This window comes from Mesorhizobium sp. P2_B5, from assembly GCF_056404775.1.
This window is the reverse complement of record NZ_JBFUDJ010000001.1, coordinates 832,492-852,551: the sequence shown is the minus strand read 5'-3', so window position 1 is coordinate 852,551 and position 20,060 is coordinate 832,492. Positions and strand designations below refer to the sequence as shown.

At 62.6% G+C, this 20,060-nt stretch carries 22 protein-coding genes and 1 pseudogene; 9 read left to right on the top strand and 14 right to left on the bottom strand.

The window, feature by feature from the left end; genetic code table 11:
• Positions 1 to 4 precede the first annotated feature (4 nt).
• The 3 genes and pseudogenes from AC1D1N_RS04380 to AC1D1N_RS04370 form a co-directional block, all read right to left on the bottom strand.
• Positions 5 to 313 (bottom strand): annotated as a pseudogene (locus AC1D1N_RS04380) (sodium-independent anion transporter); the annotation flags it as partial.
• A gap of 27 nt (positions 314 to 340) precedes the next feature.
• Positions 341 to 1,060 carry a phosphatase PAP2 family protein gene (locus AC1D1N_RS04375; protein ID WP_477346843.1) on the bottom strand — a complete coding sequence of 240 codons (720 nt, stop codon included), beginning with the start codon at positions 1,058 to 1,060 and terminating at the stop codon, positions 341 to 343.
• A 4-nt stretch (positions 1,061 to 1,064) separates the two neighbouring features.
• On the bottom strand, positions 1,065 to 1,406 hold the full coding sequence (locus AC1D1N_RS04370) for a hypothetical protein (protein ID WP_112559074.1): 342 nt from the start codon (positions 1,404 to 1,406) through the stop codon (positions 1,065 to 1,067).
• A gap of 237 nt (positions 1,407 to 1,643) precedes the next feature.
• On the opposite strand from AC1D1N_RS04370, the gene AC1D1N_RS04365 reads away from it, so the two are divergent.
• Positions 1,644 to 1,868 carry a hypothetical protein gene (locus AC1D1N_RS04365; protein ID WP_352557828.1) on the top strand — a complete coding sequence of 75 codons (225 nt, stop codon included), beginning with the start codon at positions 1,644 to 1,646 and terminating at the stop codon, positions 1,866 to 1,868.
• 15 nt (positions 1,869 to 1,883) lie between these two features.
• On the opposite strand, the gene AC1D1N_RS04360 is transcribed toward AC1D1N_RS04365, so the two are convergent.
• The 3 genes from AC1D1N_RS04360 to AC1D1N_RS04350 all read right to left on the bottom strand — a co-directional run bounded on the left by AC1D1N_RS04360 (position 1,884) and on the right by AC1D1N_RS04350 (position 4,540).
• Positions 1,884 to 2,564, bottom strand: coding sequence for a GNAT family N-acetyltransferase (locus AC1D1N_RS04360; protein ID WP_477346841.1), 681 nt, complete (start codon positions 2,562 to 2,564; stop codon positions 1,884 to 1,886).
• Positions 2,561 to 3,046 (bottom strand): MarR family winged helix-turn-helix transcriptional regulator, encoded by a 486-nt coding sequence (locus tag AC1D1N_RS04355; protein WP_477346839.1) that lies wholly within the window; start codon positions 3,044 to 3,046, stop codon positions 2,561 to 2,563. Before AC1D1N_RS04355 ends, AC1D1N_RS04360 begins: the two co-directional genes overlap by 4 nt.
• A 291-nt stretch (positions 3,047 to 3,337) precedes the next feature.
• Positions 3,338 to 4,540 carry a flavin-containing monooxygenase gene (locus AC1D1N_RS04350; RefSeq protein ID WP_477346837.1) on the bottom strand — a complete coding sequence of 401 codons (1,203 nt, stop codon included), beginning with the start codon at positions 4,538 to 4,540 and terminating at the stop codon, positions 3,338 to 3,340.
• 133 nt (positions 4,541 to 4,673) lie between these two features.
• Between AC1D1N_RS04350 and AC1D1N_RS04345 the strand changes: the two genes are divergently transcribed.
• Positions 4,674 to 5,705 carry a phosphatidylglycerol lysyltransferase domain-containing protein gene (locus AC1D1N_RS04345; protein ID WP_477346835.1) on the top strand — a complete coding sequence of 344 codons (1,032 nt, stop codon included), beginning with the start codon at positions 4,674 to 4,676 and terminating at the stop codon, positions 5,703 to 5,705.
• A 23-nt stretch (positions 5,706 to 5,728) separates the two neighbouring features.
• Here the strand turns inward: AC1D1N_RS04345 and AC1D1N_RS04340 are convergent, their stop codons facing one another.
• Together AC1D1N_RS04340 and AC1D1N_RS04335 are read right to left on the bottom strand one after the other, a co-directional pair.
• The gene (locus AC1D1N_RS04340) at positions 5,729 to 6,490 is read right to left on the bottom strand and encodes an ABC transporter permease (RefSeq protein ID WP_477346833.1); all 762 of its coding nucleotides are present in this window, start codon (positions 6,488 to 6,490) and stop codon (positions 5,729 to 5,731) included.
• Entirely contained in the window at positions 6,487 to 7,428 is a 942-nt protein-coding gene (locus tag AC1D1N_RS04335) for an ABC transporter ATP-binding protein (protein WP_477346831.1), read from the bottom strand. Before AC1D1N_RS04335 ends, AC1D1N_RS04340 begins: the two co-directional genes overlap by 4 nt.
• 250 nt (positions 7,429 to 7,678) lie before the next feature.
• Here AC1D1N_RS04335 and AC1D1N_RS04330 point away from each other — a divergent pair, with 250 nt between their 5' ends.
• The gene (locus tag AC1D1N_RS04330; RefSeq protein WP_477346829.1) at positions 7,679 to 9,040 is read left to right on the top strand and encodes a cytochrome ubiquinol oxidase subunit I; all 1,362 of its coding nucleotides are present in this window, start codon (positions 7,679 to 7,681) and stop codon (positions 9,038 to 9,040) included.
• A 277-nt stretch (positions 9,041 to 9,317) separates the two neighbouring features.
• Positions 9,318 to 10,322, top strand: coding sequence for a cytochrome d ubiquinol oxidase subunit II (locus tag AC1D1N_RS04325; protein ID WP_477346827.1), 1,005 nt, complete (start codon positions 9,318 to 9,320; stop codon positions 10,320 to 10,322).
• Between the two features lie 181 nt (positions 10,323 to 10,503).
• On the opposite strand, the gene msrA is transcribed toward AC1D1N_RS04325, so the two are convergent.
• The 3 genes from msrA to AC1D1N_RS04310 all read right to left on the bottom strand — a co-directional run bounded on the left by msrA (position 10,504) and on the right by AC1D1N_RS04310 (position 12,373).
• Positions 10,504 to 11,229: a peptide-methionine (S)-S-oxide reductase MsrA gene (gene msrA, locus AC1D1N_RS04320; RefSeq protein ID WP_477346825.1), complete on the bottom strand. Its 726-nt coding sequence runs from the start codon at positions 11,227 to 11,229 to the stop codon at positions 10,504 to 10,506.
• A gap of 110 nt (positions 11,230 to 11,339) precedes the next feature.
• The gene (locus AC1D1N_RS04315; RefSeq protein ID WP_477346823.1) at positions 11,340 to 11,600 is read right to left on the bottom strand and encodes a hypothetical protein; all 261 of its coding nucleotides are present in this window, start codon (positions 11,598 to 11,600) and stop codon (positions 11,340 to 11,342) included.
• Between the two features lie 80 nt (positions 11,601 to 11,680).
• On the bottom strand, positions 11,681 to 12,373 hold the full coding sequence (locus AC1D1N_RS04310; RefSeq protein ID WP_477346821.1) for a DUF1223 domain-containing protein: 693 nt from the start codon (positions 12,371 to 12,373) through the stop codon (positions 11,681 to 11,683).
• 404 nt (positions 12,374 to 12,777) lie between these two features.
• Between AC1D1N_RS04310 and lepA the strand changes: the two genes are divergently transcribed.
• Positions 12,778 to 14,583 carry a translation elongation factor 4 gene (lepA, locus tag AC1D1N_RS04305; protein ID WP_477346819.1) on the top strand — a complete coding sequence of 602 codons (1,806 nt, stop codon included), beginning with the start codon at positions 12,778 to 12,780 and terminating at the stop codon, positions 14,581 to 14,583.
• 128 nt (positions 14,584 to 14,711) lie between these two features.
• Here lepA and AC1D1N_RS04300 read toward each other — a convergent pair whose 3' ends face one another.
• From AC1D1N_RS04300 to AC1D1N_RS04290, 3 genes are all read right to left on the bottom strand, one after another.
• On the bottom strand, positions 14,712 to 15,929 hold the full coding sequence (locus AC1D1N_RS04300; protein ID WP_477346817.1) for an XRE family transcriptional regulator: 1,218 nt from the start codon (positions 15,927 to 15,929) through the stop codon (positions 14,712 to 14,714).
• A 2-nt stretch (positions 15,930 to 15,931) separates the two neighbouring features.
• Complete coding sequence (locus tag AC1D1N_RS04295) at positions 15,932 to 16,633, bottom strand: hypothetical protein (RefSeq protein ID WP_477346815.1); 702 nt, start codon at positions 16,631 to 16,633, stop codon at positions 15,932 to 15,934.
• A 216-nt stretch (positions 16,634 to 16,849) separates the two neighbouring features.
• Entirely contained in the window at positions 16,850 to 17,149 is a 300-nt protein-coding gene (locus tag AC1D1N_RS04290) for a hypothetical protein (protein WP_477346813.1), read from the bottom strand.
• 276 nt (positions 17,150 to 17,425) lie between these two features.
• On the opposite strand from AC1D1N_RS04290, the gene AC1D1N_RS04285 reads away from it, so the two are divergent.
• From AC1D1N_RS04285 to AC1D1N_RS04270, 4 genes are all read left to right on the top strand, one after another.
• Positions 17,426 to 17,932: a hypothetical protein gene (locus AC1D1N_RS04285; protein ID WP_477346811.1), complete on the top strand. Its 507-nt coding sequence runs from the start codon at positions 17,426 to 17,428 to the stop codon at positions 17,930 to 17,932.
• An 11-nt stretch (positions 17,933 to 17,943) separates the two neighbouring features.
• On the top strand, positions 17,944 to 18,447 hold the full coding sequence (locus AC1D1N_RS04280; protein WP_477346810.1) for a hypothetical protein: 504 nt from the start codon (positions 17,944 to 17,946) through the stop codon (positions 18,445 to 18,447).
• A 296-nt stretch (positions 18,448 to 18,743) separates the two neighbouring features.
• Positions 18,744 to 19,091, top strand: a complete 348-nt coding sequence (locus AC1D1N_RS04275) for a hypothetical protein (protein WP_477346808.1) — start codon at positions 18,744 to 18,746, stop codon at positions 19,089 to 19,091.
• A 330-nt stretch (positions 19,092 to 19,421) separates the two neighbouring features.
• The gene (locus tag AC1D1N_RS04270) at positions 19,422 to 20,051 is read left to right on the top strand and encodes a CDGSH iron-sulfur domain-containing protein (RefSeq protein ID WP_477346806.1); all 630 of its coding nucleotides are present in this window, start codon (positions 19,422 to 19,424) and stop codon (positions 20,049 to 20,051) included.
• The last annotated feature ends 9 nt before the right edge of the window (positions 20,052 to 20,060 follow it).

Below are 20,060 nucleotides of genomic sequence, written 5' to 3'. Positions count from 1 at the left end.
CGCTTCAGCCAGCGGGCGCGGCGTCGAGTTGCGCCCGCGCGTCCCTGATCGAGGCGGCAAAGGTCACCAGCGGCCGCTTGACGCCGTGGTTGATGAGCGTGCGACGCGTCTGCGGCGAGGCGCCTGATATGATGAAACGCACCCCTGCGCGCTTCGCCTTGTGCGCGGCGCCTTCAATGACATTGGCCGCGGTGGAATCGAAGAACGGCACCGCCGAGCAATCGAGGATGAAGTTCTTGCGCTGGTCGGCGATCCGGTCGAGCACGGTGCCGACGGTCGAGGCTGCGTCGAAGAAGAAGGCGCCGGAGATGCGAGCTGATCTGATTGCCGCTCCGGACCGTTAGTTTTTTTCCAGCTCGCTGTCACTATCCGCCACCGCATGCCCCCGCTGCAGCAGCCGCGCTGCCAGCCAGCACAGCATTGCCCAGGCGAAGCCGGCGCACCAGCCGGCGAGCACGTCGGAAGGCCAGTGGACGCCGAGATAGACGCGGCTGACGCCGACCAGCAGCGTCGTCAAAACCGCCAGGCAGAGCACGAAGATCTTGGTCGTACGTCCCGGCAGGAACCGCGCAGCCAGCGAGCCGAGTGTCAGATAGGTCACCGCCGAGACCATCGCGTGGCCACTTGGGAATGACAGCGACGTCTCTGTGACGAGGTGCGAGACAAGGTCCGGGCGCGGCCGGTCGACGCCGGCTTTCAACAGGCTGGACAGCGCCTGGCCGCCGGCCACCGCCACCAGGATGAACAGCGCCGTTCCTGCCTTGCGCATCAGCAGCAGATAGACAATCACCGCCGCCACGATCAGCACCAGCACCGTGGAGCTGCCGAGGCTGGTGATGTCGCGCATCGCTCCCTGCAGCCAGAGCGGGCCGACCGGAACGTCGGGATGGCCGGCCTGGCGGAAGGCGAGCAGGATCTCGGTATCGAAAGCATGCGGGGTGGTGTCGCGCGCCACCTCCATCAATTCCTCGAACCCCCACAATCCGCCGGCGATGATCAGTCCGGCGAGCAGCACCGGAAATTCGATCCAGTTGGCGAGGGTACGGATGGCGACCTTCATCGGACTATAGTCGCCCCTGCAGATAGGGCCCGAGCGTGATCAGCGCCACCGCGCCGATCGCCAGCACAATGCCGGTCGCCTGCAAGGCGTTGACGCGTTCGCCGAAGAACACCAGCGCCACCGCATTGACCGCCACCAGCTGGATCACCGCCGACAGGCTGAACGACACCGACATGCCAAACTCGCGGACCAGCCGCAGCATCATCAGATTGCCCGCCGTATAGAGCGCCAGCGTCAGCAGGATCTTGCCGAGGCTCGGCGCCAGCCCCCATTGCTTGGCCGCGATTGCCGCCAAAAGGAAAATGACCGTCGAAATGACGAGCTGCGCCAGTCCCCAGAAACTCACTTTTGTGCCTCGCTGTCGTTTGTGGCAGCCCTTGTTTCGCAAGCGTGCCGGCACGTCAAGCAGACTGCGGTGGAACAGGCCCGACCCAGAGGCACCCGGGTGGGTGGCAGCAAGATCGCAGTCTGATTGCCGACGCTCGGGCCGGAGTCACCCAAATCCAGGCGACTGCTCTACTCAAGCCTCGGGAAAGATTGGACATTTATTCTTGGCGCCCTAGGTCTTGTGGAGGAGGCTGCCATGCCGAAGTCTGTTTATGACCGTGGCCTGCTCAGGCCCGACGACATCGCCAAGCTGCAACGTGTGTTCGACGAGGCCTGCCGCAGGCGCGACGTGCATCCCGATTCGGCCGAGGCGCGGGAGATCGCGCTGAACTTGCTCGCGCTCCACAATGCCGGGATGGTCGAGGAGGAAATGCTTATGGAAACCGTCGGTTTCCGCCGGTTGGAGCCGAAATCAGCCTGAGCCCCCAAAGGCGGCCTAGCTGGCGCGCTGCACGACGGCCACGTTCATCTTTGACCTCAGCCGGAAGCCGATGGATTCGTACAATCCGATCGCGTTGGCATTGTTGGCATAGGCGTGCAGGTAGGGAACCTCGCCGCGCGCCATGATCCGGTTGGACACGAACACCGACAGCAGCCGGCCAAGGCCGCCGCCGCGAAAGTCCGGATGCGAGCACACGCCGCTGAGTTCGCTGTAGCCGGGCTGCTTCATGCGCTCGCCGGCCATTGCCGCCAGCCTGCCATTGATCTTTACGCCCCAGAAATCGCCCAGACTCAACGCCTTGAGCGTGAACGGGCCTGGCTTGGTCAGCGATGCCAGAGCGAGCATCTCGGCCGCATCGTCCAGCGTCAGCTGCTGCACACGCTCGTCCGACACGGCCGGCAAGGGCTTCTCAGCGACCATCTGCACGGCATCGGCGGTCGAGATTGCCGACAGGCCTTGCGGAAGGGCGATGGCGTCGGCCTGGGCCATGATCACGCTTTCGCCTGGCGAAACCAGCCTAGCGAAGGCTTGCAGGCTTTCGGCATCGTCCGTCGCGGTGGCGGCGAAGGGGACGATCGACGCGGGATAGCGCTTGGCGAGCTTGTCGCCATTGGCAAAGATTCGATGCCGCGTGTCGAGCGCGCTCCAGACGGGACGGTCGAGGATATGGCTCATGGCGCGACACCTTGTTTCACACGGCGATCGAGCGGGGCCGCCGCCAGGCCGTCCTCGATGGCCAAGAGTTGTTCGAGAAGCGGCCCTGCAAGGCCTTTGCACAGGTCGGCGACGGCATTCTCGATGCGCGGCCACACGTCCCGCTTCGCTCTGTCGACCAGACGCTGACCATTCCCTGTCAGCGAGACCATCCTGCGGCGCTGGTCGCCGTCCGACTGGATGACCTCGACCAACCCCAGCTCGGCCAGCAGCGCCACGCTGCGCGTCACGCCCGGCTGGGTGATGCCGAGCGACCGCGCCAGTTCGCCGACAGGCAGCGGCCCCAGCCGGTCGAGCGCGGCCAGCAGCGGGTACTGGCTCGACTGGACCGGCACCTCCAGACCATCGAGCATGCGCTGCGTATCGGCCTGCAACTGCTCGCCGATCCGCTTCAGCCTGCTGCCGAGGGTGAGGTAGCCAAGAGATCGAATGATGTCTTCCATTGGTGGGTCCGCTCTTTGCACAACCATAACATGTTATATAACAAGGCAAGTAATGGAATCAAGACTGCCCCGGTCAGGAGGCCGGAGCCTCTCAGCTTCGTCGTCTCTGGGCGGAGCAGCCGCGCAGCGGCGTCGCGAAGACCCTGCGATCCATGCCGCGACCTTGGCCGTGGAGTGCAGCGGAGCAGAACCTGCACCGCCTTGTCCTCGGGTCTGCGCTGCGTCGCTTCGCTCCTTGCTTCGCCCGTGGATGACGAAGGGACGGGGTGCCTCGGCCAATCGCCAAGGCCGCTACGACCCTCTGACGATCTGCCTGGCGATCGCTTCGGCCTGCAGGCCGGCGCTGTGGAAATAGCTGGTCAGGCTGGGCCGCATGCCGATGAACCACAGGCCGGGCTGGCCGCTCGGCGTGCCACCATTGGCTTTCGGCACGCCCTTGGCGTCGAGCACGCCGAGATCGCCCAGCATGGCCTCCAAGCCGGTGCGATAGCCGGTCGCTGCGATCACCACATCCGGCTCAATCACCGTATCGTCGTTCAACCGCACGCTCGCGCCTTCGAAGGCCGTCACCGGCGCCACCACCGAAATCCGGCCGGCCTTCAACGCGGCGACGGCGCCGTCGTCGACGGCAATCGCGATCTGCTCGACGCCGAGCCGGCTGGCGCCGCCTTTCGGCGCCGGCGGCAGGCCGAAGCGGGTGAGGTCGCCAAACACCAGGCGTTGCGTCGCGGCGATCACGGCGTCGGCAAACCACGTCGGCAGCATCGCCATGAAGCCGCCGAAACGCGCGACAGCAACCTTGCCGATCCGCTTCGGCATCAACGACGGACCTTGCCTGGCCGACAGCCACACGGCTTCTGTGTCAGCGCGGGCAAGATGATTGAGCACGTCGAAGCCGGAATTTCCGGCGCCGACCACCAGCACTTTTTTGCCCGCATAGTCCTCCGCTGTGCCGAAATCAGCGGCGTGGATCAGTTTGCCCGAAAAGGACGCCTTGCCCGGCCAGTCCGGCGTCCACGGCAAGCGGTCACGGCCGGTGGCAACGAGGACGTGTCGTGCGCTCAGCACTCCTTGACTGGTATGGACGAGCCAGTGGCCGCCGTTGCGCTCGATCCGTTCGACGGCGGTGCCGAATTCGACCCTTATGCCGCGGGCGCGGGCAAAATCATTGAGATAGCCAACGATGACATCCTTGTTCGGAAAGGCGGCGGTGCGCGATGGATAGGCGAGACCGGGCAGGGCCGACAGCGCGCGATGCGTATTGAGGGTCAGCTTCTCGTGCCGTCGCCGCCACGGTTCGGCGATCCGCTGTTCCTTGTCCAGCACAACCGCCGCCATGCCGCGCCGGCCAAGCGCGTCGGCAGCTGCCAAGCCGGCCGCCCCGGCGCCGATGACGATCACCGTCTCATCAGAGCCTTTCGGCCCTCGGACGATAGGGATCGTTTCGCTTGTCGTTGCCGCCATTCGGTCGAGATTCCCTTTTAGCTGCGCCATGGGGACCCGTCCTGTATGGCACGTCCTGTATGGCACATGGGCGATATGATCGATAATGAGGTCGCGTCAATGCGACTGATTCGAGGCCTTGGGGGCAGGCCTCTGTTTATCATCGGCACGCGGAAGCTCGACCATGCCCTCCTTGCGTATCTTTCTCGACAGACTGCTGGAGGGCGCTGCAGCCAAGGTGCCGCGCCAGGATTTGTCGCATGTCGAGCGGCTGGCGCTGGTCCGCCGGCACGGCGACTTCTCGCTGGCCTATTCGACCGCCGTACAGCAAAAACTGTCCTATTTCGGCGACACTGAGGGCTATATCGCCTTCGGCACCAAGATGAAGCACCATTTCGCGCTCGGTGACCCGGTGGCCTATCCGCCCGATCGGCCCGACTACATAAGACGCTTCGTCGAAGCCGCCGACAGCCCGTGGTTCGTACAGATCGGCGAACCGACGGCGCGCGTGCTGTCCGGGCTCGGCTACCAGGTCAACCGTCTCGGAATCGACACGCGGCTGGAGCTTCCCGCGCACGACTTTTCCGGCAAGCGCAACGAAACCGTGCGCTATTCCGAACGCTGGCTGTTGAAGAAGGGGTTTTCCTTTGGCGAGGGAGCGGTCTATCTCGACGAGGTCCAGCGCCTGTCGCAGAACTGGCGGGCCGACCGCATCGTCAAGCGCTGGGAGATGGCGTTCCTCAACCGCCCCTTTGCGGATCATCTCGGCATCGATATGCGCCGTTTCGTTCTCTACAGCCCGGAAGGCGAACTCGTCGCCTTGCTCGATTTCGATCCGCTGTTCAGGGACGGCAAGGTGATCGGCTACACCACCTCGTTCAAGCGCAAGCATATCGATGCTTCGCCGCATGCCGAAATCGGCCTGACCAAATTCGCCGTCGACCGCTTTCGCGGCGAGGGCATTTCCGTCGTCACGCTCGGCCTGTCGCCGATGCTCGACGTGGGGGCCAATGAATTTGCCGAATCGAGCTTCTGGCGCAACGCCTTCGAGCGCGCCTATGAATCGCCCTGGGTCAACCGCAGCAAGTTCAACCTCAAGGGCCAGGCGGCGTTCAAGCGCCGCTTCCACGGCGTCGAAGAGCCGACCTACATCGCCTCCCGCAAAGGCACGCTGGTCGAGATGCTGGGCCTGCTGCGCCTGATCAAGGCGATCTAGCCCTTGGCCGAAGCCACGGTTCGTCAATTGCGCAGCCGGTAGCCGGTCCGGAATATCCAGGCGACGATGGCGATGCAGATGGCGAGGAACACCACGGTCATGCCGAGGCTGATGCCGACCGAGACATCCGACTTGCCATAGAAGCTCCAGCGGAAGCCGCTGATCAGATAGACGACCGGATTGAACAGCGTCACCGTGCGCCAGACCTCGGGCAGCATATTGATCGAATAGAAGCTGCCGCCAAGGAAGGTCAGCGGCGTGATGATCAAAAGCGGCACCAGCTGCAGCTGCTCGAAGCTTTTCGCCCAGATGCCGATGATGAAGCCGAACAGGCTGAAGGTCACCGCCGTCAGCACCAGGAAGGCCAGCATCCAGAACGGGTGCTGGATATGCAGCGGCACGAACAGCGAAGCTGTCGCCAGGATGATCAGGCCGAGGATGATCGATTTGGTCGCCGCGCCACCGACATAGGCAATGACGATCTCAAGATAGGACACCGGCGCCGACAGCAGTTCGTAGATCGAGCCGACGAATTTCGGGAAGTAGATGGCGAATGAGGCATTGGAAATCGACTGCGTCAACAGCGACAGCATGATCAGGCCGGGCACGATGAAGGCGCCGTAGCTGATGCCGTCGATCTCGGTGATGCGCGAGCCGATGGCCGAGCCGAAGACGACGAAATAGAGCGATGTCGAGATCACCGGCGAGACGATGCTCTGCAGCACGGTGCGGAAGGCTCGCGCCATCTCGACCCGGTAGATCGCCCAGACTGCGCGCCAATTCATGGTTCTTGCCTCAGCAGATTGACGAAAATCTCCTCGAGCGAGCTGTTTTGCGTGTCCATGTCGCGGAACTGGATGCCGGCCGCCTCGAGCTCGCGCAGCAGCGAGGCGACGCCGGGGCGTTCGCTCTGATTGTCATAGGTGTAGGTCAGCTGTGTGCCATCGGGCGACAGCTCCAGTCTATAGCGCGAGAAAGCATCGGGAACGGCGGTCAGCGGCGTGCGCAACTCCAGCAGCAGCCGCTTGCGTCCAAGCTTGCGCATCAGCTCGGCCTTGCCTTCGACCAGGATGATCTCGCCCTTGTTAATGACGCCGACGCGGTCGGCCATCGCCTCGGCCTCTTCGATGTAATGCGTGGTGAGGATGATGGTGACGCCGTCGTCGCGCAGCCGGCGCACCATCGCCCACATGTCCTGGCGCAGCTCGACATCGACGCCGGCGGTCGGCTCATCGAGGAACAGCACGCGCGGCTCGTGCGACAGCGCCTTTGCGATCATCAGCCTGCGCTTCATGCCGCCAGACAGCGTGATCGCCTTGGCGTCCTTCTTGTCCCACAGCGAGAGGTCGCGCAGCACCTTCTCAACGAAGCCCGGGTTGGGCGCCTTGCCGAACAGGCCGCGGCTGTAATTGACCGTCGTCCACACCGTCTCGAAGGCGTCGATGGTCAGCTCCTGCGGCACAAGCCCGATCAGGCTGCGCGCGGCGCGGTAATCCCTGTTGATGTCATGACCATCGACTGTGACCGTGCCCGACGAGCGGTTGACGATGCCGCAGACGATGGAGATCAGCGTCGTCTTGCCGGCGCCGTTCGGCCCCAGCAGCGCGAAGATCTCGCCGCGTTCGATGTCGAGGTTGATTTCCTTCAGCGCCTTGAAGCCGGTGGCATAGGTCTTGGTAACCCCGGAAATCGCAATGATGGAGGGCGAATTAGTGGAAGACATGAGGCGGGAAACGACTGCTTGAAAGGGATTATTATTGCGCTGAATGTCGGTGCGCACGGCCGGAAGTCAATGCCGCTGCTGACAATTGTGGACAAATGTTCCCTTATTGCCGTTTCGCCAGGAGGTAGCCAGGGCACTGACGGTTTGGCCTGATCTGCTGCGACAACGCGCCCCGCGTGGCGCCACGCCGCTTTGACCGGACCGTGTACAGCGCCTATCCTGCGGCAAGAAACAGCAGCCGGAGCCCGCCATGGACCCGCTCATCCTGTCGCGAATGCAGTTCGGGGCGAACATTTCGTTCCACATCCTGTTTCCGACGATCACCATCGCACTTGGCTGGGTGCTGCTGTTCTTCAAGCTCCGCTACAACGCCAGCAACGATTCCGCCTGGATGCGCGCCTATTTCACCTGGGTGAAGGTGTTCGCGCTATCCTTCGCCATGGGCGTGGTGTCGGGCGTCACCATGAGCTTCCAGTTCGGCACCAACTGGCCGGGCTATATGGAAAAGGTCGGCAACATTGCCGGGCCGCTGCTCGCCTACGAGATCCTCACCGCCTTCTTCCTCGAAGCGGCCTTCCTCGGCATCATGCTGTTCGGCTTCCGCCGCGTGTCGAACCGCGTCCATACGCTGGCCACCGTGCTCGTCGCCGGCGGAACCACGCTCTCCGCCTTCTGGATCATCGCGCTCAATTCCTGGATGCAGACGCCGGCCGGCTTCGAAATGATCGACGGCAAGGCGCATCCCGTCGACTGGTGGGCGATCGTCTTCAACCCGTCTATGCCTTATCGCCTCGTGCACATGCTGCTCGCCTCGGGGCTCACCGTCTCGTTCCTGATCGCCGGCCTGTCGGCGCTACGCTATCTCAGCGGCGACCGTTCGGAATCGATGTGGAAGGCGCTGCGCACCGGCGTCTTCACCGCCGCCATCCTGATCCCGATCCAGATCTTTGCCGGCGACCAGCATGGGCTGAACACGCTGGAGCACCAGCCGCAGAAGATCGCCGCCATGGAGGCTAACTGGAACACCGGCCCCAACGTGCCGCTGGTGCTGTTCGCCTGGCCGGATGAGGCAGCGAAGGAAAACAGGTTCGAGGTCGCCATTCCCGATGGCGCCAGTGTTGTGCTGCGGCACTCGACCAGTGGCGTCGTGCCGGGGCTCAACGACTATCCCGGTCTCCATCCGCCGGTCCTTCCGTTGTTCTGGGGCTTTCGCATCATGGTCGGCACCGGCATTTTGATGCTCATCGTCTCCTGGTCGGCGACCTTCTTCCTCAAGCGCCGCCATAGCCTGCCGAAGCCTCTGGCTATGCTGATGGTGCCGATGTCGCTGTCCGGCTGGCTGGCGACGCTCGCCGGCTGGTACACCACCGAGATCGGCCGCCAGCCCTGGCTGGTGACGGGCGTGCTGAAAACGGCGGATGCGGTCGGCCCGGTCGCCGGCAGCCATGTCGCGCTGACCCTTGCCGTCTATCTCATCCTCTATGTGCTTTTGCTGATCGCCTATCTCGGCGTGCTCGTGCACCTGGCGCTGAAGGCGGCCAAGGACGGCGACACCTCGCCGCTGCCGGGCGTTATGAAGACGGCGATGTCGCAGCCGGCTGCGGGGGAGTGAGGATGCACATATTAAAGGTCAGCGCTGCCCCTCACCTGCCTGCCGGCATCCTCTCCCCGTATAGGGACGGGGAGAGGGGCGCTGTCGTCGCCGCTTTCGCCAATCGCCGGCATTGCAGGAAGAGACCCGGCATTGCGGCCAGCCCCCTTCTCCCCGTCACTATACGGGGAGAAGTGCCCGGCAGGGCGATGAGGGGCGGCGCCAACCTCGGTAATCGATCTGAGGATATCGAGTTAGGCGCCGTGCATTCTGTCCATCGTTGTCGCGGAGGAAGCAAATGACCTTCGACTGGCCAACCGCGCTCCCCCTGATCTTCGCCGGGCTGATGGGCCTCGCCATCCTGATCTACGTCATCCTCGACGGTTTCGATCTCGGCATCGGCATCCTGTTCTCGGTCGCCGAAGATGCCGAGCAGGACACGATGATCGCGGCAATAGGCCCGTTCTGGGATGCCAACGAGACCTGGCTGGTGCTGGCTGTCGGCCTTCTTCTGGTCGCCTTCCCGATGGCGCATGGCGTCATCCTGACCGCCCTCTACATTCCGGTCTTCGTGCTGCTGGTCGGCCTCATCCTGCGCGGCGTCGCCTTCGACTTCCGCGCCAAAGTGCCGTCTGGAAAGAAGCATCGCTGGAATCGCATCTTCTTCCTCGGCTCCATCATCGCCTCGCTGGCGCAGGGCTATATGCTGGGCGTCTATGTGCTGGGCCTCGATGTCGGCCTTGGCGGCATCGCCTTCGGCGCGCTGGTGGCGCTTTGCCTGTCGGCGGCCTATGCCGCGATGGGCGCCGCCTGGGTGATCTACAAGACCGAAGGCGAGCTGCAGAAGAAGGCGGTGCGCTGGCTGCGCACGGCCCTTGTGCTGACCGCGCTCGGCATGGCAGCGGTGTCGCTGGCCACGCCCTTTGCCAGCCCGCGCATCTTCGCCAAATGGTTCGTCTGGCCGGAAATGCTCTATCTGTCGCCGCTGCCGATCCTGTCGGCGCTGCTGTTCCTGTGGCTGTGGCGGCAGACCTTCCATCTGCCCAAGCCCGACGACCGTCATGCGCTCCGGCCGTTCCTGACGCTGGCCGCCATCTTTGCGCTCGGCTTTGCCGGGCTGGCCTGGTCGTTCTACCCCTTCGTGGTGCCCGACAAGCTGACCATCTGGCAGGCGGCGTCAGCGACGGAAAGCCTCGCCATCATCCTCGCCGGCACGGTCGTCGTGCTGCCGGTGATTATTTTCTATTCGTTCTATGCGTATCGGGTGTTCGGCGGGAAGGCGACGGATTTGACGTATGATTGAGGGGGTGATGACAGCCTCTTTCTCCCCGTCACTATACGGGGAGAAATGCCCGGCAGGGCAATGAGGGGCAGCGCAAACCTGTCAGGTTGGGTGCGCCGATAACCTTTCGATGCCGCCGCCGCCCCTCATCCGCCTGCCGGCACCTTCTCCCCGTATAGTGACGGGGAGAAGGCCGAAAACCTCAGCTCTTCCCCGCCAGCACCAGCACCGGCTTGTCGCTATAAAGCGCCGGGAACAGCGACTTCAAATTCGCCACCTTGGGCAGGTCGTTGTAGACGATGTAGGGATAGGTCGGGTTGAGCGTCAGGAAGTCCTGGTGGTATTCCTCGGCCGGATAGAAGGTTTTCCCCGTTTCCAGCGTGGTGACGATGGGCTTGGGAAACACCTTGGCCTTGTCGAGCTGGGCGATGTAGCTCTGGGCGATCTTCTGCTGTTCGCCATTTTCGGCAAAGATCGTAGAGCGGTACTGGGTGCCTGAGTCCGGGCCCTGGTAGTTCAGCTGCGTCGGGTTGTGGGCGACCGAGAAATAGACCTGCAGCAGCTGGCCATAGGTCACCTTGGACGGATCGTAGGTGATCTCGACCGATTCGGCATGGCCGGTGCGGCCGGAGCCCACCGTTTCGTAGACGGCGTCATCCTTGGCGCCGCCGGTGTAGCCGGAGACGGCCTTGGTCACGCCCTTGACGTGCTGGAACACGCCTTGCACACCCCAGAAGCAGCCGCCGGCGAAGATCGCCTTTTCGCTGCCGCTGGCGGCCTTCTCATCCATTGCCGGCGGCGGGATCACCACCGCGTCCTCGGCCGAGCGCGCCGGGCTCTGCCAGAAGGCGGCTGCCGCCGCGGCGACGATGAGTGCGGCAAGCGCGCTCTTGAAGATCGGCGTTCTCGTCTTTGCAATGCCGGTCATGTCTGATCTCCTTGATGGTGGCGACGACTATACGACAGATCGTCCCGTCTGGTTTCTCAAATTGCCGTGCGCCGCCCGGCCGCCATACGGCCGGGCCACGGGTTCAAGCCTTATTGCGCGGGCGCCATCGCGTCCGCCGGCTTCATCGCATCCGTTGCGGGTTTCATGGCATCGGCCGGTTTCATGGCGTCGGTGGCGGGTTTCATCGCATTCGTCGTCATCGGGTCGGCGGGCTTCATGGCGTCCGTTGCCGGCTTCATCGCCTCGGTGGCCATGGGATCGGCCGGCTTCATGGCGTCTTCGGCGCGGGCGCCGGCGGCGAACGCCGTCATCGAAAGCGCAAAGGCGAGTGCCGTCAGGGTCTTGGTCATGGGTATTTCCTCTCTGATGAGGGCGCGCGGATGCGAGCCCGGTTGTGCCGCGCTTGCGGCGTTGGGTGGACAAAGAAAAATCAGTCGGCGACTGCTGCCAGGATCGGCCCGCCGCCAGGGGTCTGCACCAGCACCGCGGTGCTCAAGCCGCTGGAAGCAGCAGGCAAAGGCAAGGTGGTGGCGTCCCCGCTCCAGTTGCCGAGTTTCTCCAGCGAGTGCACGACATTGGCGTGCGGCAGGGTGCGGCCGGTGTTTTCGCCGCGCGCCACCGGCACCTCGATGACGCCCTTGTTGTAACGAACCAGCCAGACATCGGCCCGGCCAGCCGGTGCGGAACCGGCGCCAATGCTGATCTTGCCGCCATCGAGCGACAGCGACGGTCCCTTAGCGTGGCCGCTCGAGGAAATCAGCTGCTCGATCTCGCCGGGCGCAGCCCCCACCGCATCGGTGCCGCCATTGACCACGACCTGCGGCGTGAACGGGCCGGAGCGGCCGAGCGACGGCTCATAGCGCACCTGGCGCTGCGTGAATTCCTCACGGCCGAACGTGTCCTTCCAGCCGAGATAGTCCCAGTAGGTAACGTTGAACGACAGCGCCAGCACGCCCGGCTGGTCCTTGACCTTGATCAGATTGGCATTGGCCGGCGGGCAGGACGAACAGCCCTGGCTGGTGAACAATTCGACCACGGTGAGCGGCTGGGCGAAGGCGGCGCCGATAGATGACAATAGCGATGCTGCGAGGAGGCCGGACAAGGCGATAAGTTTTGTGGACATTGGGCTTGCTCCGTGGGGCGCTGGGATGCGCCGGTCATCACTCACTTCGCCGCCGCCCGAGGCTTCGTTACAGCGCTCACCGGTTTGTGATGTGTGCCGTGCAGGACGACACATGTTCCGGGCGTTGGCGCTGCCCCTCACCTGCCTGCCGGCATCCTCTCCCCGTATAGAGACGGGGAGAGGGACGCTGTCATCGCCGGTTTCGCCAATCGCCAATGTTGCAACAAGACGAGCACCGCGGCTGCGGTCAGGCCTTTCTCCCCGTCACTATACGGGGAGAAATGTCCGGCAGGACAATGAGGGGCAGCGCAGACATTGGTCATTGCGGCTTCATTCCCGGCAGCGTTGCTCTGCAAACCCACCCCCGCTTGCCCCTGCAACCCGCCCCTGCTAAAGCGCGCGCCATGAGCACGCCTCTCGACCACATCCGCAATTTCTCCATCGTCGCCCATATCGACCACGGCAAGTCCACGCTTGCCGACCGGCTGATCCAGTCCACCGGCGGGCTGGAGCTGCGCGACATGAAGGAGCAGGTGCTGGACTCGATGGACATCGAGCGCGAACGCGGCATCACCATCAAGGCGCAGACGGTGCGGCTGAAATACCGCGCCAACAATGGCGAGGACTATATCCTCAACCTCATCGACACGCCCGGACACGTCGACTTCGCCTATGAAGTGTCGCGCTCGCTCGCCGCCTGCGAGGGTTCGCTTCTGGTGGTCGATGCCTCACAAGGCGTCGAGGCGCAGACGCTGGCCAATGTCTACCAGGCCATCGACAACAACCACGAGATCGTCGTGGTGCTGAACAAGGTCGACCTGCCCGCCGCCGAGCCCGAGCGCATCCGCGAGCAGGTCGAGGAGGTGATCGGCATCGACGCCTCCAACGCCGTGCTGATCTCGGCCAAGACCGGCCTCGGCATTCCCGACGTGCTGGAGGCCATCGTCCACCAGCTGCCGCCGCCGCGCGAGGGCGACGCGACGGCGCCCTTGAAGGCCATGCTGGTCGACAGCTGGTACGATGCCTATCTCGGCGTCATCGTTTTGGTGCGCATCATCGACGGCGTGCTGAAAAAGGGCCAGACCATCCGCATGATGGGCACCGGCGCCAAATATCTGGTCGAGCGCACCGGCGTGTTCACGCCGGCCCGCATCAATGTCGACGAGCTCGGCCCCGGCGAGTTCGGCTTCTTCACCGGCTCGATCAAGGAAGTGGCCGACACACGCGTCGGCGACACCATCACCGAGGACAAGCGCGCCACCGCGCATGCCCTGCCCGGCTTCAAGCCGGCGCAGCCGGTGGTGTTCTGCGGCCTGTTTCCGGTCGACGCCGCCGATTTCGAGGATTTGCGCGCCGCCGTCGGCAAACTGCGCCTCAACGACGCCAGCTTCTCCTATGAAATGGAAACCAGTGCGGCGCTGGGCTTCGGCTATCGCTGCGGCTTCCTTGGCCTTTTGCATCTGGAAATCATCCAGGAGCGGCTGGAGCGCGAGTTCAACCTCGACCTGATCGCCACGGCACCCAGCGTCGTCTACCGGCTGCTGCTCACCGACGGCTCGATGAAGGAACTGCACAACCCGGCCGACATGCCCGACGTGGTGAAAATCTCGGCCATCGAGGAGCCGTGGATCCGCGCCACCATCCTCACCCCCGACGACTATCTCGGCGGCATCCTGAAACTCTGCCAGGACCGGCGCGGCATCCAGGCCGACCTCTCCTATGTCGGCAAGCGCGCCATGCTGACCTACGATCTGCCGCTCAACGAAGTCGTCTTCGATTTCTATGACCGGCTGAAGTCGATCTCCAAGGGCTACGCCTCCTTCGACTATCACCTCACCGACTACAAGGAAGGCGACCTGGTGAAAATGTCGATCCTGGTCAATGAGGAGCCGGTCGACGCGCTGTCCATGCTGGTCCACCGCACGGCGGCGGAAAAGCGCGGCCGCCAGATGTGCGAGAAGCTGAAAGAGCTGATCCCGCACCACCTCTTCAAGATCCCGATCCAGGCCGCCATCGGCGGCAAGGTCATCGCCCGCGAAACCATCTCGGCGCTGCGCAAGGACGTGACCGCCAAGTGCTACGGCGGCGACGTCTCACGCAAGCGCAAGCTGCTGGACAAGCAGAAAGAGGGCAAGAAGCGGATGCGCCAGTTCGGCAAGGTGGATATTCCGCAGGAGGCGTTTATCCAGGCGCTGAAGATGGGGGACTAAGCGGTTCGGCCCTTGGGCCGAACGCATCGACCCGGGGGATCGACGCGAGCGCAAGTCCGGGTGGGAGCTGCCGAAGGCAGCGGGTCCCACCCTGGGGGTTGCGGCAGTGCGATGACTTGATACCCTGATCAACGAACCCGGCGACGAAACTGAAGCACGTTTCCACTCTCTAAATCGAGCATCTCCGCCGCAGGCCTAAGTCGCGCGATAGGCATCTGATTCAGATCTGCGCCATCAAATGTTCCTTCGTCCAAGGAGGCCAGTTGCTCCAACTCTTGGGAAGGTAGCGGCAGGGCAGACAGAATGGTCGATTTGGCAAATCCACCAGATTCGAGGATCGCTTCGAACCCTCTCCGCAACATTCGCGGCCGTTCAAGCGGCATATCGCGAGGTGAGTCGTACGGTTCCCGGAGAGCACCCCGCCATCTTCTAACAGTCATGGATCGGAACAGCTGCGCCTTTCCTTCGTCGTCGGTAAGACCGAGATCGTAAGCGCGCATTATCATAGCGCTGATGGACATTCCCCAACGCCTTTTAAGAGCGCAAAAATAATCAAGAGAAACAGCTCCGACTTCTGAAATAAATGCTTCCCGCGGGAAAAGCATTGCTCCAGCAAATCTATGAGCCTGTTGTTCAATTATTTTATGGGCCTGCGGTATCTTGGCCTGCTCAGGTGTCACATATTTATGGAGCACGAGATGGGCCAGTTCATGAGCGGCATCAAACCGCGCGCGAGCGCAACTTACATTTTCCACGTTGATTCCGACAAAAGCTCTTCGCAAAAGCTTCGATGTAAAACAGAACCCATCCTGCTTGTCGGATGGGATTCTTAGAGTAGCCACGGGAATGCCCGCGTTCTCCAGTGCAAGGGTCATATCGGGGATTGGCTCTGCCCGTAGTTTCCAGTGAGAGCGGAGGTCGCTAGCGGCACGCTCGATGGTGTTATTTGAGATCAGGTGGAAGTTCTCTGGGATATCCAGATCAGGTAACGAGAATGAAGAGAAATCGACCTCTGTATGCAAGAACGAGTAAATTTCGCATAGCCAACGGATTCGTTGCTCGGTCATCTCGCGAGCACTCTTACTCTCAGAGGTCCGAGATCGCCAATGAACAAGATCAATCGTTTCATTCCACGCCGGCGTCAGAAAAAAGCTAGGAGGGAACTGTAGCTTTTGGGCAATTGTGCTGACTCGATGAGCCTGTGGCTTATCGCTGCCGTCCTCGTAGCGCGAAATTGCTGCGCCGGTGACGCCAACTAAATCTCCAAGCGTATTTTTGAACATGCCTCGGGCGAGCCTAGCCTCTTTCAGCCGCTCGCCGCGAAAGTTGGGGGCACCAAAACTCATTATCAAACTCTGACGATTTTGTTTTGTTTCTTGAGGCGGACTACCACTTCGTCCTTTTGGAGTTGTGGACGGTCGGCCTCCTTTCCATCATCTGGCGATGCGGGCGGACGTTCTATACCAAACATCGCGATGCGATGTAGGTCTAACCGCGTTATCCACGTCGCATAGTCGCCATCTGGAACTGCAAGCATCAGTCCGCCCAGCGCCCGATCCCTCCTCGTGAAGCGAGGACCGGACGCTCCGTGCAGCAACACGGCAAGGATTCCGCCTGACCAATCCAGACCACGATTTGGTATATCGCCGAGGTTGAGTTCAAGCTGACGAATCAAACCATGTGTGTCAGCCAACTCGCGTTTGTAGTCGGCAATCCGAGGTGCATCTGACAGCTCCAGAAATGGTTCTTGAATGACAACAATTCGACCCATCTTCAACAGGATTTTTTCCTGCCCATTACATTCCAAATACCGAAAACTATAAGGCACACCGTGCTGTTGCGACGCGAAAACCATTGCTCTGATTGCGCAACTGGATCGGCGCGCCGCAAACTCTGCAAGCTTCAGCTCAAGGGGAAGAGCACTATCCGCGCGAAGCTCTTCATAAAGACGATCATAGCGCCAAGCGATATCTATCGAGAGAGTCTCAACGAACTCGGGGTTGAGGTCGTAACGGAGGATTTCGTGTGTTTGTTCTAAAAGCTCAGACACCACCGAATCCTTTGCTCGTGAGACGACTTAAGCGAATCAGCACTTTTGCGGCAAAAAGTCAAGCGTGCTAGGATTTTTATCCTCTACTATCGAGTCCAGATTGCCTGAGCGCCTCCCCCATCGGTTCAATAGTCGTGGTGACCTTCCATTTCGCCTTAGACGTCCTTTGCGAAAAATGCAGATCGCCAATCCGATGTCCGTTGCCACTGCGGCGACCTAGATTTGGCAGTATATAAAGCTGAAGATTTTTGCCCCGCGCTTGTAGCCGCCACGAGGCGCTTCGGCTTTCTCATCGATCACAGCGGCGGTGAATGCTTCATCGAGCCGCATGGTCTTCCAACCGGTACGTTCATTGCTCTCGCTGCCACCGCGCACCTGGTAAACGCTCATCGCGTCGTTGCCGGCTGTGGTGACGCCAACAGTGTGGACCTCGACCACTCGAAAGAAACCATCATAGCGAAGCTCAAGACGCTTACCGCTTCGCAGCGCATCGCAGGCAACGTTCCGCCAAAGCATGATCGGACCTCACAAAGCTATGTTCTGCAAGGTGTCTGAGTCTGGATACACTTGTCGAGTAAACAATCAGCCCTCCGGAAAACCCTCGTCCGTCGGGTGACGTCTTTTTCCAACTGAGGAAGGAGAGATCGATCCCAACGGAATTCTTCCCAAAGGTTTTTCCACTCGGCCAAGAGTGCATTGTAGCGCTTCGTCAACAAGCTTTCCTCGTCGCCTTGTAGCGGGTGGTCGTTTGCGGCGAAGGATGTATCCTCCTCCCACCCGGGGAAACATTGCATGCGCTCCACGTCGGACACCATCGCCTCCATCGGCCTCGCCATCGGCGGCGCCTTCGGCCTGGCCGGGACCTTCGTCGCCAGCGCCCCGCTGCGCGAAACACTCTGGACGATCGACGGCGTGGCGATCGTCGTGGCCGCAGCGCTGCTCACCATGAAATACCAGCGCCTCGGCAACGACCTCGTCGCGGCCGGGTTCCTCACGTTCCTCGCCGGCGAAAGCCTGCTTTTGGCCGGCAATGCGGCGGGGCTGGTGGCCAGTGTGCCCTCCTATGTCGGCGGCATTTCGCTGTGGGCGGCAGCGCTTGTCCTGATCGGCGCGGCGAACACGTTTGCGCTGTGGATGCGGCTCACCGGTTTCATCGCCGCCGTGCTGTTTGTCGTCACGGTGGGCATGGTGCTGTGGGGCGCGCCGTTACTGCCGACCTCGGCGCCGCTGCCCGCCGCCGGCTATCCGTTCCTGGTGCTGACCTTTGCCGGCTGGATCTGGACACTGCTGAAGCGCTAGGCTGGCGAAAGATGTCCGCGCCGCTCGAACTCCGCAACAGCGCCACGGGAAAGATCTTCCCGGCAATCGGGCCGTTGCTGATCGGCGCGATCTTCGGTTTCGGCGCGCTGCGCGGACTGGCGGTGGGCGCCGATGGTGTGCTTGTCATCGCGCTGGTGGCGCTCGGCTGCCTTGGGCTGGGCTATGTCATCGCGCGCGGCGCCTTCGACAGTTCGGTCAAGGTCACCCTGGACAGCCAAGGCTTCCGCGATGCTCGCGCCGGCGATGTCCTGGTGCCATGGGCGATGGTGAAGAGCGTGCATCTGACCTCCGGCAAGGGGGCGGCAATGCTCAATTTCGAGCTCACGCGGGAGCCACCCGACGAAATCAAATATGCGCCCGCCAACGTGCTCAACCTGATGCTGCCCTTCGGCAAGAACATCGTGCACATGGAAGTGTCGTCGCTGGATGTGCGCGGCCAGGACATGGTCGAGGCCATAAAGACATTCGCGCCGCATGTGGTGGTGAGGCGCTGACTTTTTCCTTCCCGCCTTGTGGGGTGAGAAGCGGTCCGCGTAGCGGACGAAAAGCCAATTGCTTGGCTTTTCGAGTTTCGAACGCCCTGAGCCTGCGAAGGGCCGGGCGGGCCGATCCACCCTGCCGGGTCCCCGCTGCTTCGCAGCGTCCCGGCGTTCGCCGGCCTTTCATCGTGCCACTGGCACGATGAATTCGCTTCGCGAACCGGCTGCTCACCCCACAAGGGGAGAAGGGGAAGATGGCGCTTGTCCCCCGACCGTGCGACCGTCGCATCTCCGATTCGGGTCCCACCGCCATGCTCCGCCTCACCCTAGCCGCCCTTCTCCTCGCCACCCCGGCGCATGCCGCCGATATGGCGTTCTTCGTCAAGAACCTGCGCGGCCAGGCCGTGGCGGTGGAGCTGTTCAGCCGTGACCGCAAGATGTCGTGGCCGGGCGGCGACCAGGTGTTTCTGATCGAGCCCAACTCACAGAAATCGGTGCCGATCTCGTGCTCTCAGGGCGAAAACATCTGCTATGGCGCCTGGGTGAACGGCAATGATGCGATCTCGGCAGGGGTCGGGCCGGACAATGACCAGCCTTGCGACACGTGCTGCTTCATCTGTGTGGAGAAGACGACGGAGACGATTGATCTGGTGGAGTAGCGGGGCGCCGAAGCTGCTGATCTCCCCCCTCGTGGGGGAGATGCCTGGCAAGGCAGAGGGGGGCGCTGTCCCGCCGAGCTATCCGTCGATAGCAAAACCTACCTCACCGTTTCCAGATCGACCTAGGTGAGACGCCGGCGATCCTTCGCGCCCCCCTCTGTCCTGCCGGACATCTCCCCCACGAGGGGGGAGATCAGCAGTTTCGCCATCTTCGCCAATCATCCCAAATTCAGGCAGGGACCGCCCTTCAATGTCGGCCGCCTCCCAGCCAGCTTGACGCCCTTGCCGCCGCCGCCCTAGCCTCTTGTCACCCACCACGAGGAGAGCTCCATGGCAGGCACGGTCGAAGGCGAGAAGATCGACGTTTCCTTCAACGGCAAGCGCTGCATCCATTCGCGCAATTGCGTGCTCGGCAATCCGCATGTCTTCGTGCCCAATGCGCCCGGCGAATGGATCCACCCCGAGGCGGCTGATGTCGAACAGGTGGTGACGCTGGCTCAGAACTGTCCGTCCGGCGCCATCGGCTATCTGAGGAAGGATGGCGGGCCGCAGGAGAAGCCGCCGGTGGTCAACACCGTGCGCCTGCGCGAGAACGGGCCGCTGGCCGTTCATGCCGAGATCGTACTGGGCGGCGAGACCTTGTTTCGCGCCACGCTCTGCCGCTGCGGCGCCTCGCAGAACAAGCCGTTCTGCGACAACAGCCACATCAAGGCCGGCTTCACAGCCACCGGCGAGCCGCCGCTGAAGGACGCGCCGGCGACGCTCGAGGCGCGCAACGGCCCGCTGACCATAACGCCAACCACCAACGGGCCGTTGAAGGTCGAGGGCAATGCCGAGATCGTCACCGGCACCGGTCACACGATCGACCGCACCACCCGCACCTTTCTGTGCCGCTGCGGCCACTCGGCCAACAAGCCGTTCTGTGACAACACGCATAAAAAGATCGGCTTCGTGGCATGAAAGGCCGTG

Coding starts and splice junctions, on each gene's coding strand:
- AC1D1N_RS04375 (WP_477346843.1), bottom strand. CDS start 1,060: ATGAAGGTCGCCATCCGTACCCTCGCCAACTGGATCGAATTTCCGGTG.
- AC1D1N_RS04365 (WP_352557828.1), top strand. CDS start 1,644: ATGCCGAAGTCTGTTTATGACCGTGGCCTGCTCAGGCCCGACGACATC.
- AC1D1N_RS04360 (WP_477346841.1), bottom strand. CDS start 2,564: ATGAGCCATATCCTCGACCGTCCCGTCTGGAGCGCGCTCGACACGCGG.
- AC1D1N_RS04355 (WP_477346839.1), bottom strand. CDS start 3,046: ATGGAAGACATCATTCGATCTCTTGGCTACCTCACCCTCGGCAGCAGG.
- AC1D1N_RS04350 (WP_477346837.1), bottom strand. CDS start 4,540: ATGGCGCAGCTAAAAGGGAATCTCGACCGAATGGCGGCAACGACAAGC.
- AC1D1N_RS04345 (WP_477346835.1), top strand. CDS start 4,674: ATGCCCTCCTTGCGTATCTTTCTCGACAGACTGCTGGAGGGCGCTGCA.
- AC1D1N_RS04340 (WP_477346833.1), bottom strand. CDS start 6,490: ATGAATTGGCGCGCAGTCTGGGCGATCTACCGGGTCGAGATGGCGCGA.
- AC1D1N_RS04335 (WP_477346831.1), bottom strand. CDS start 7,428: ATGTCTTCCACTAATTCGCCCTCCATCATTGCGATTTCCGGGGTTACC.
- AC1D1N_RS04330 (WP_477346829.1), top strand. CDS start 7,679: ATGGACCCGCTCATCCTGTCGCGAATGCAGTTCGGGGCGAACATTTCG.
- AC1D1N_RS04325 (WP_477346827.1), top strand. CDS start 9,318: ATGACCTTCGACTGGCCAACCGCGCTCCCCCTGATCTTCGCCGGGCTG.
- msrA (WP_477346825.1), bottom strand. CDS start 11,229: ATGACCGGCATTGCAAAGACGAGAACGCCGATCTTCAAGAGCGCGCTT.
- AC1D1N_RS04315 (WP_477346823.1), bottom strand. CDS start 11,600: ATGACCAAGACCCTGACGGCACTCGCCTTTGCGCTTTCGATGACGGCG.
- AC1D1N_RS04310 (WP_477346821.1), bottom strand. CDS start 12,373: ATGTCCACAAAACTTATCGCCTTGTCCGGCCTCCTCGCAGCATCGCTA.
- lepA (WP_477346819.1), top strand. CDS start 12,778: ATGAGCACGCCTCTCGACCACATCCGCAATTTCTCCATCGTCGCCCAT.
- AC1D1N_RS04300 (WP_477346817.1), bottom strand. CDS start 15,929: ATGAGTTTTGGTGCCCCCAACTTTCGCGGCGAGCGGCTGAAAGAGGCT.
- AC1D1N_RS04290 (WP_477346813.1), bottom strand. CDS start 17,149: ATGCTTTGGCGGAACGTTGCCTGCGATGCGCTGCGAAGCGGTAAGCGT.
- AC1D1N_RS04285 (WP_477346811.1), top strand. CDS start 17,426: ATGCGCTCCACGTCGGACACCATCGCCTCCATCGGCCTCGCCATCGGC.
- AC1D1N_RS04280 (WP_477346810.1), top strand. CDS start 17,944: ATGTCCGCGCCGCTCGAACTCCGCAACAGCGCCACGGGAAAGATCTTC.
- AC1D1N_RS04275 (WP_477346808.1), top strand. CDS start 18,744: ATGCTCCGCCTCACCCTAGCCGCCCTTCTCCTCGCCACCCCGGCGCAT.
- AC1D1N_RS04270 (WP_477346806.1), top strand. CDS start 19,422: ATGGCAGGCACGGTCGAAGGCGAGAAGATCGACGTTTCCTTCAACGGC.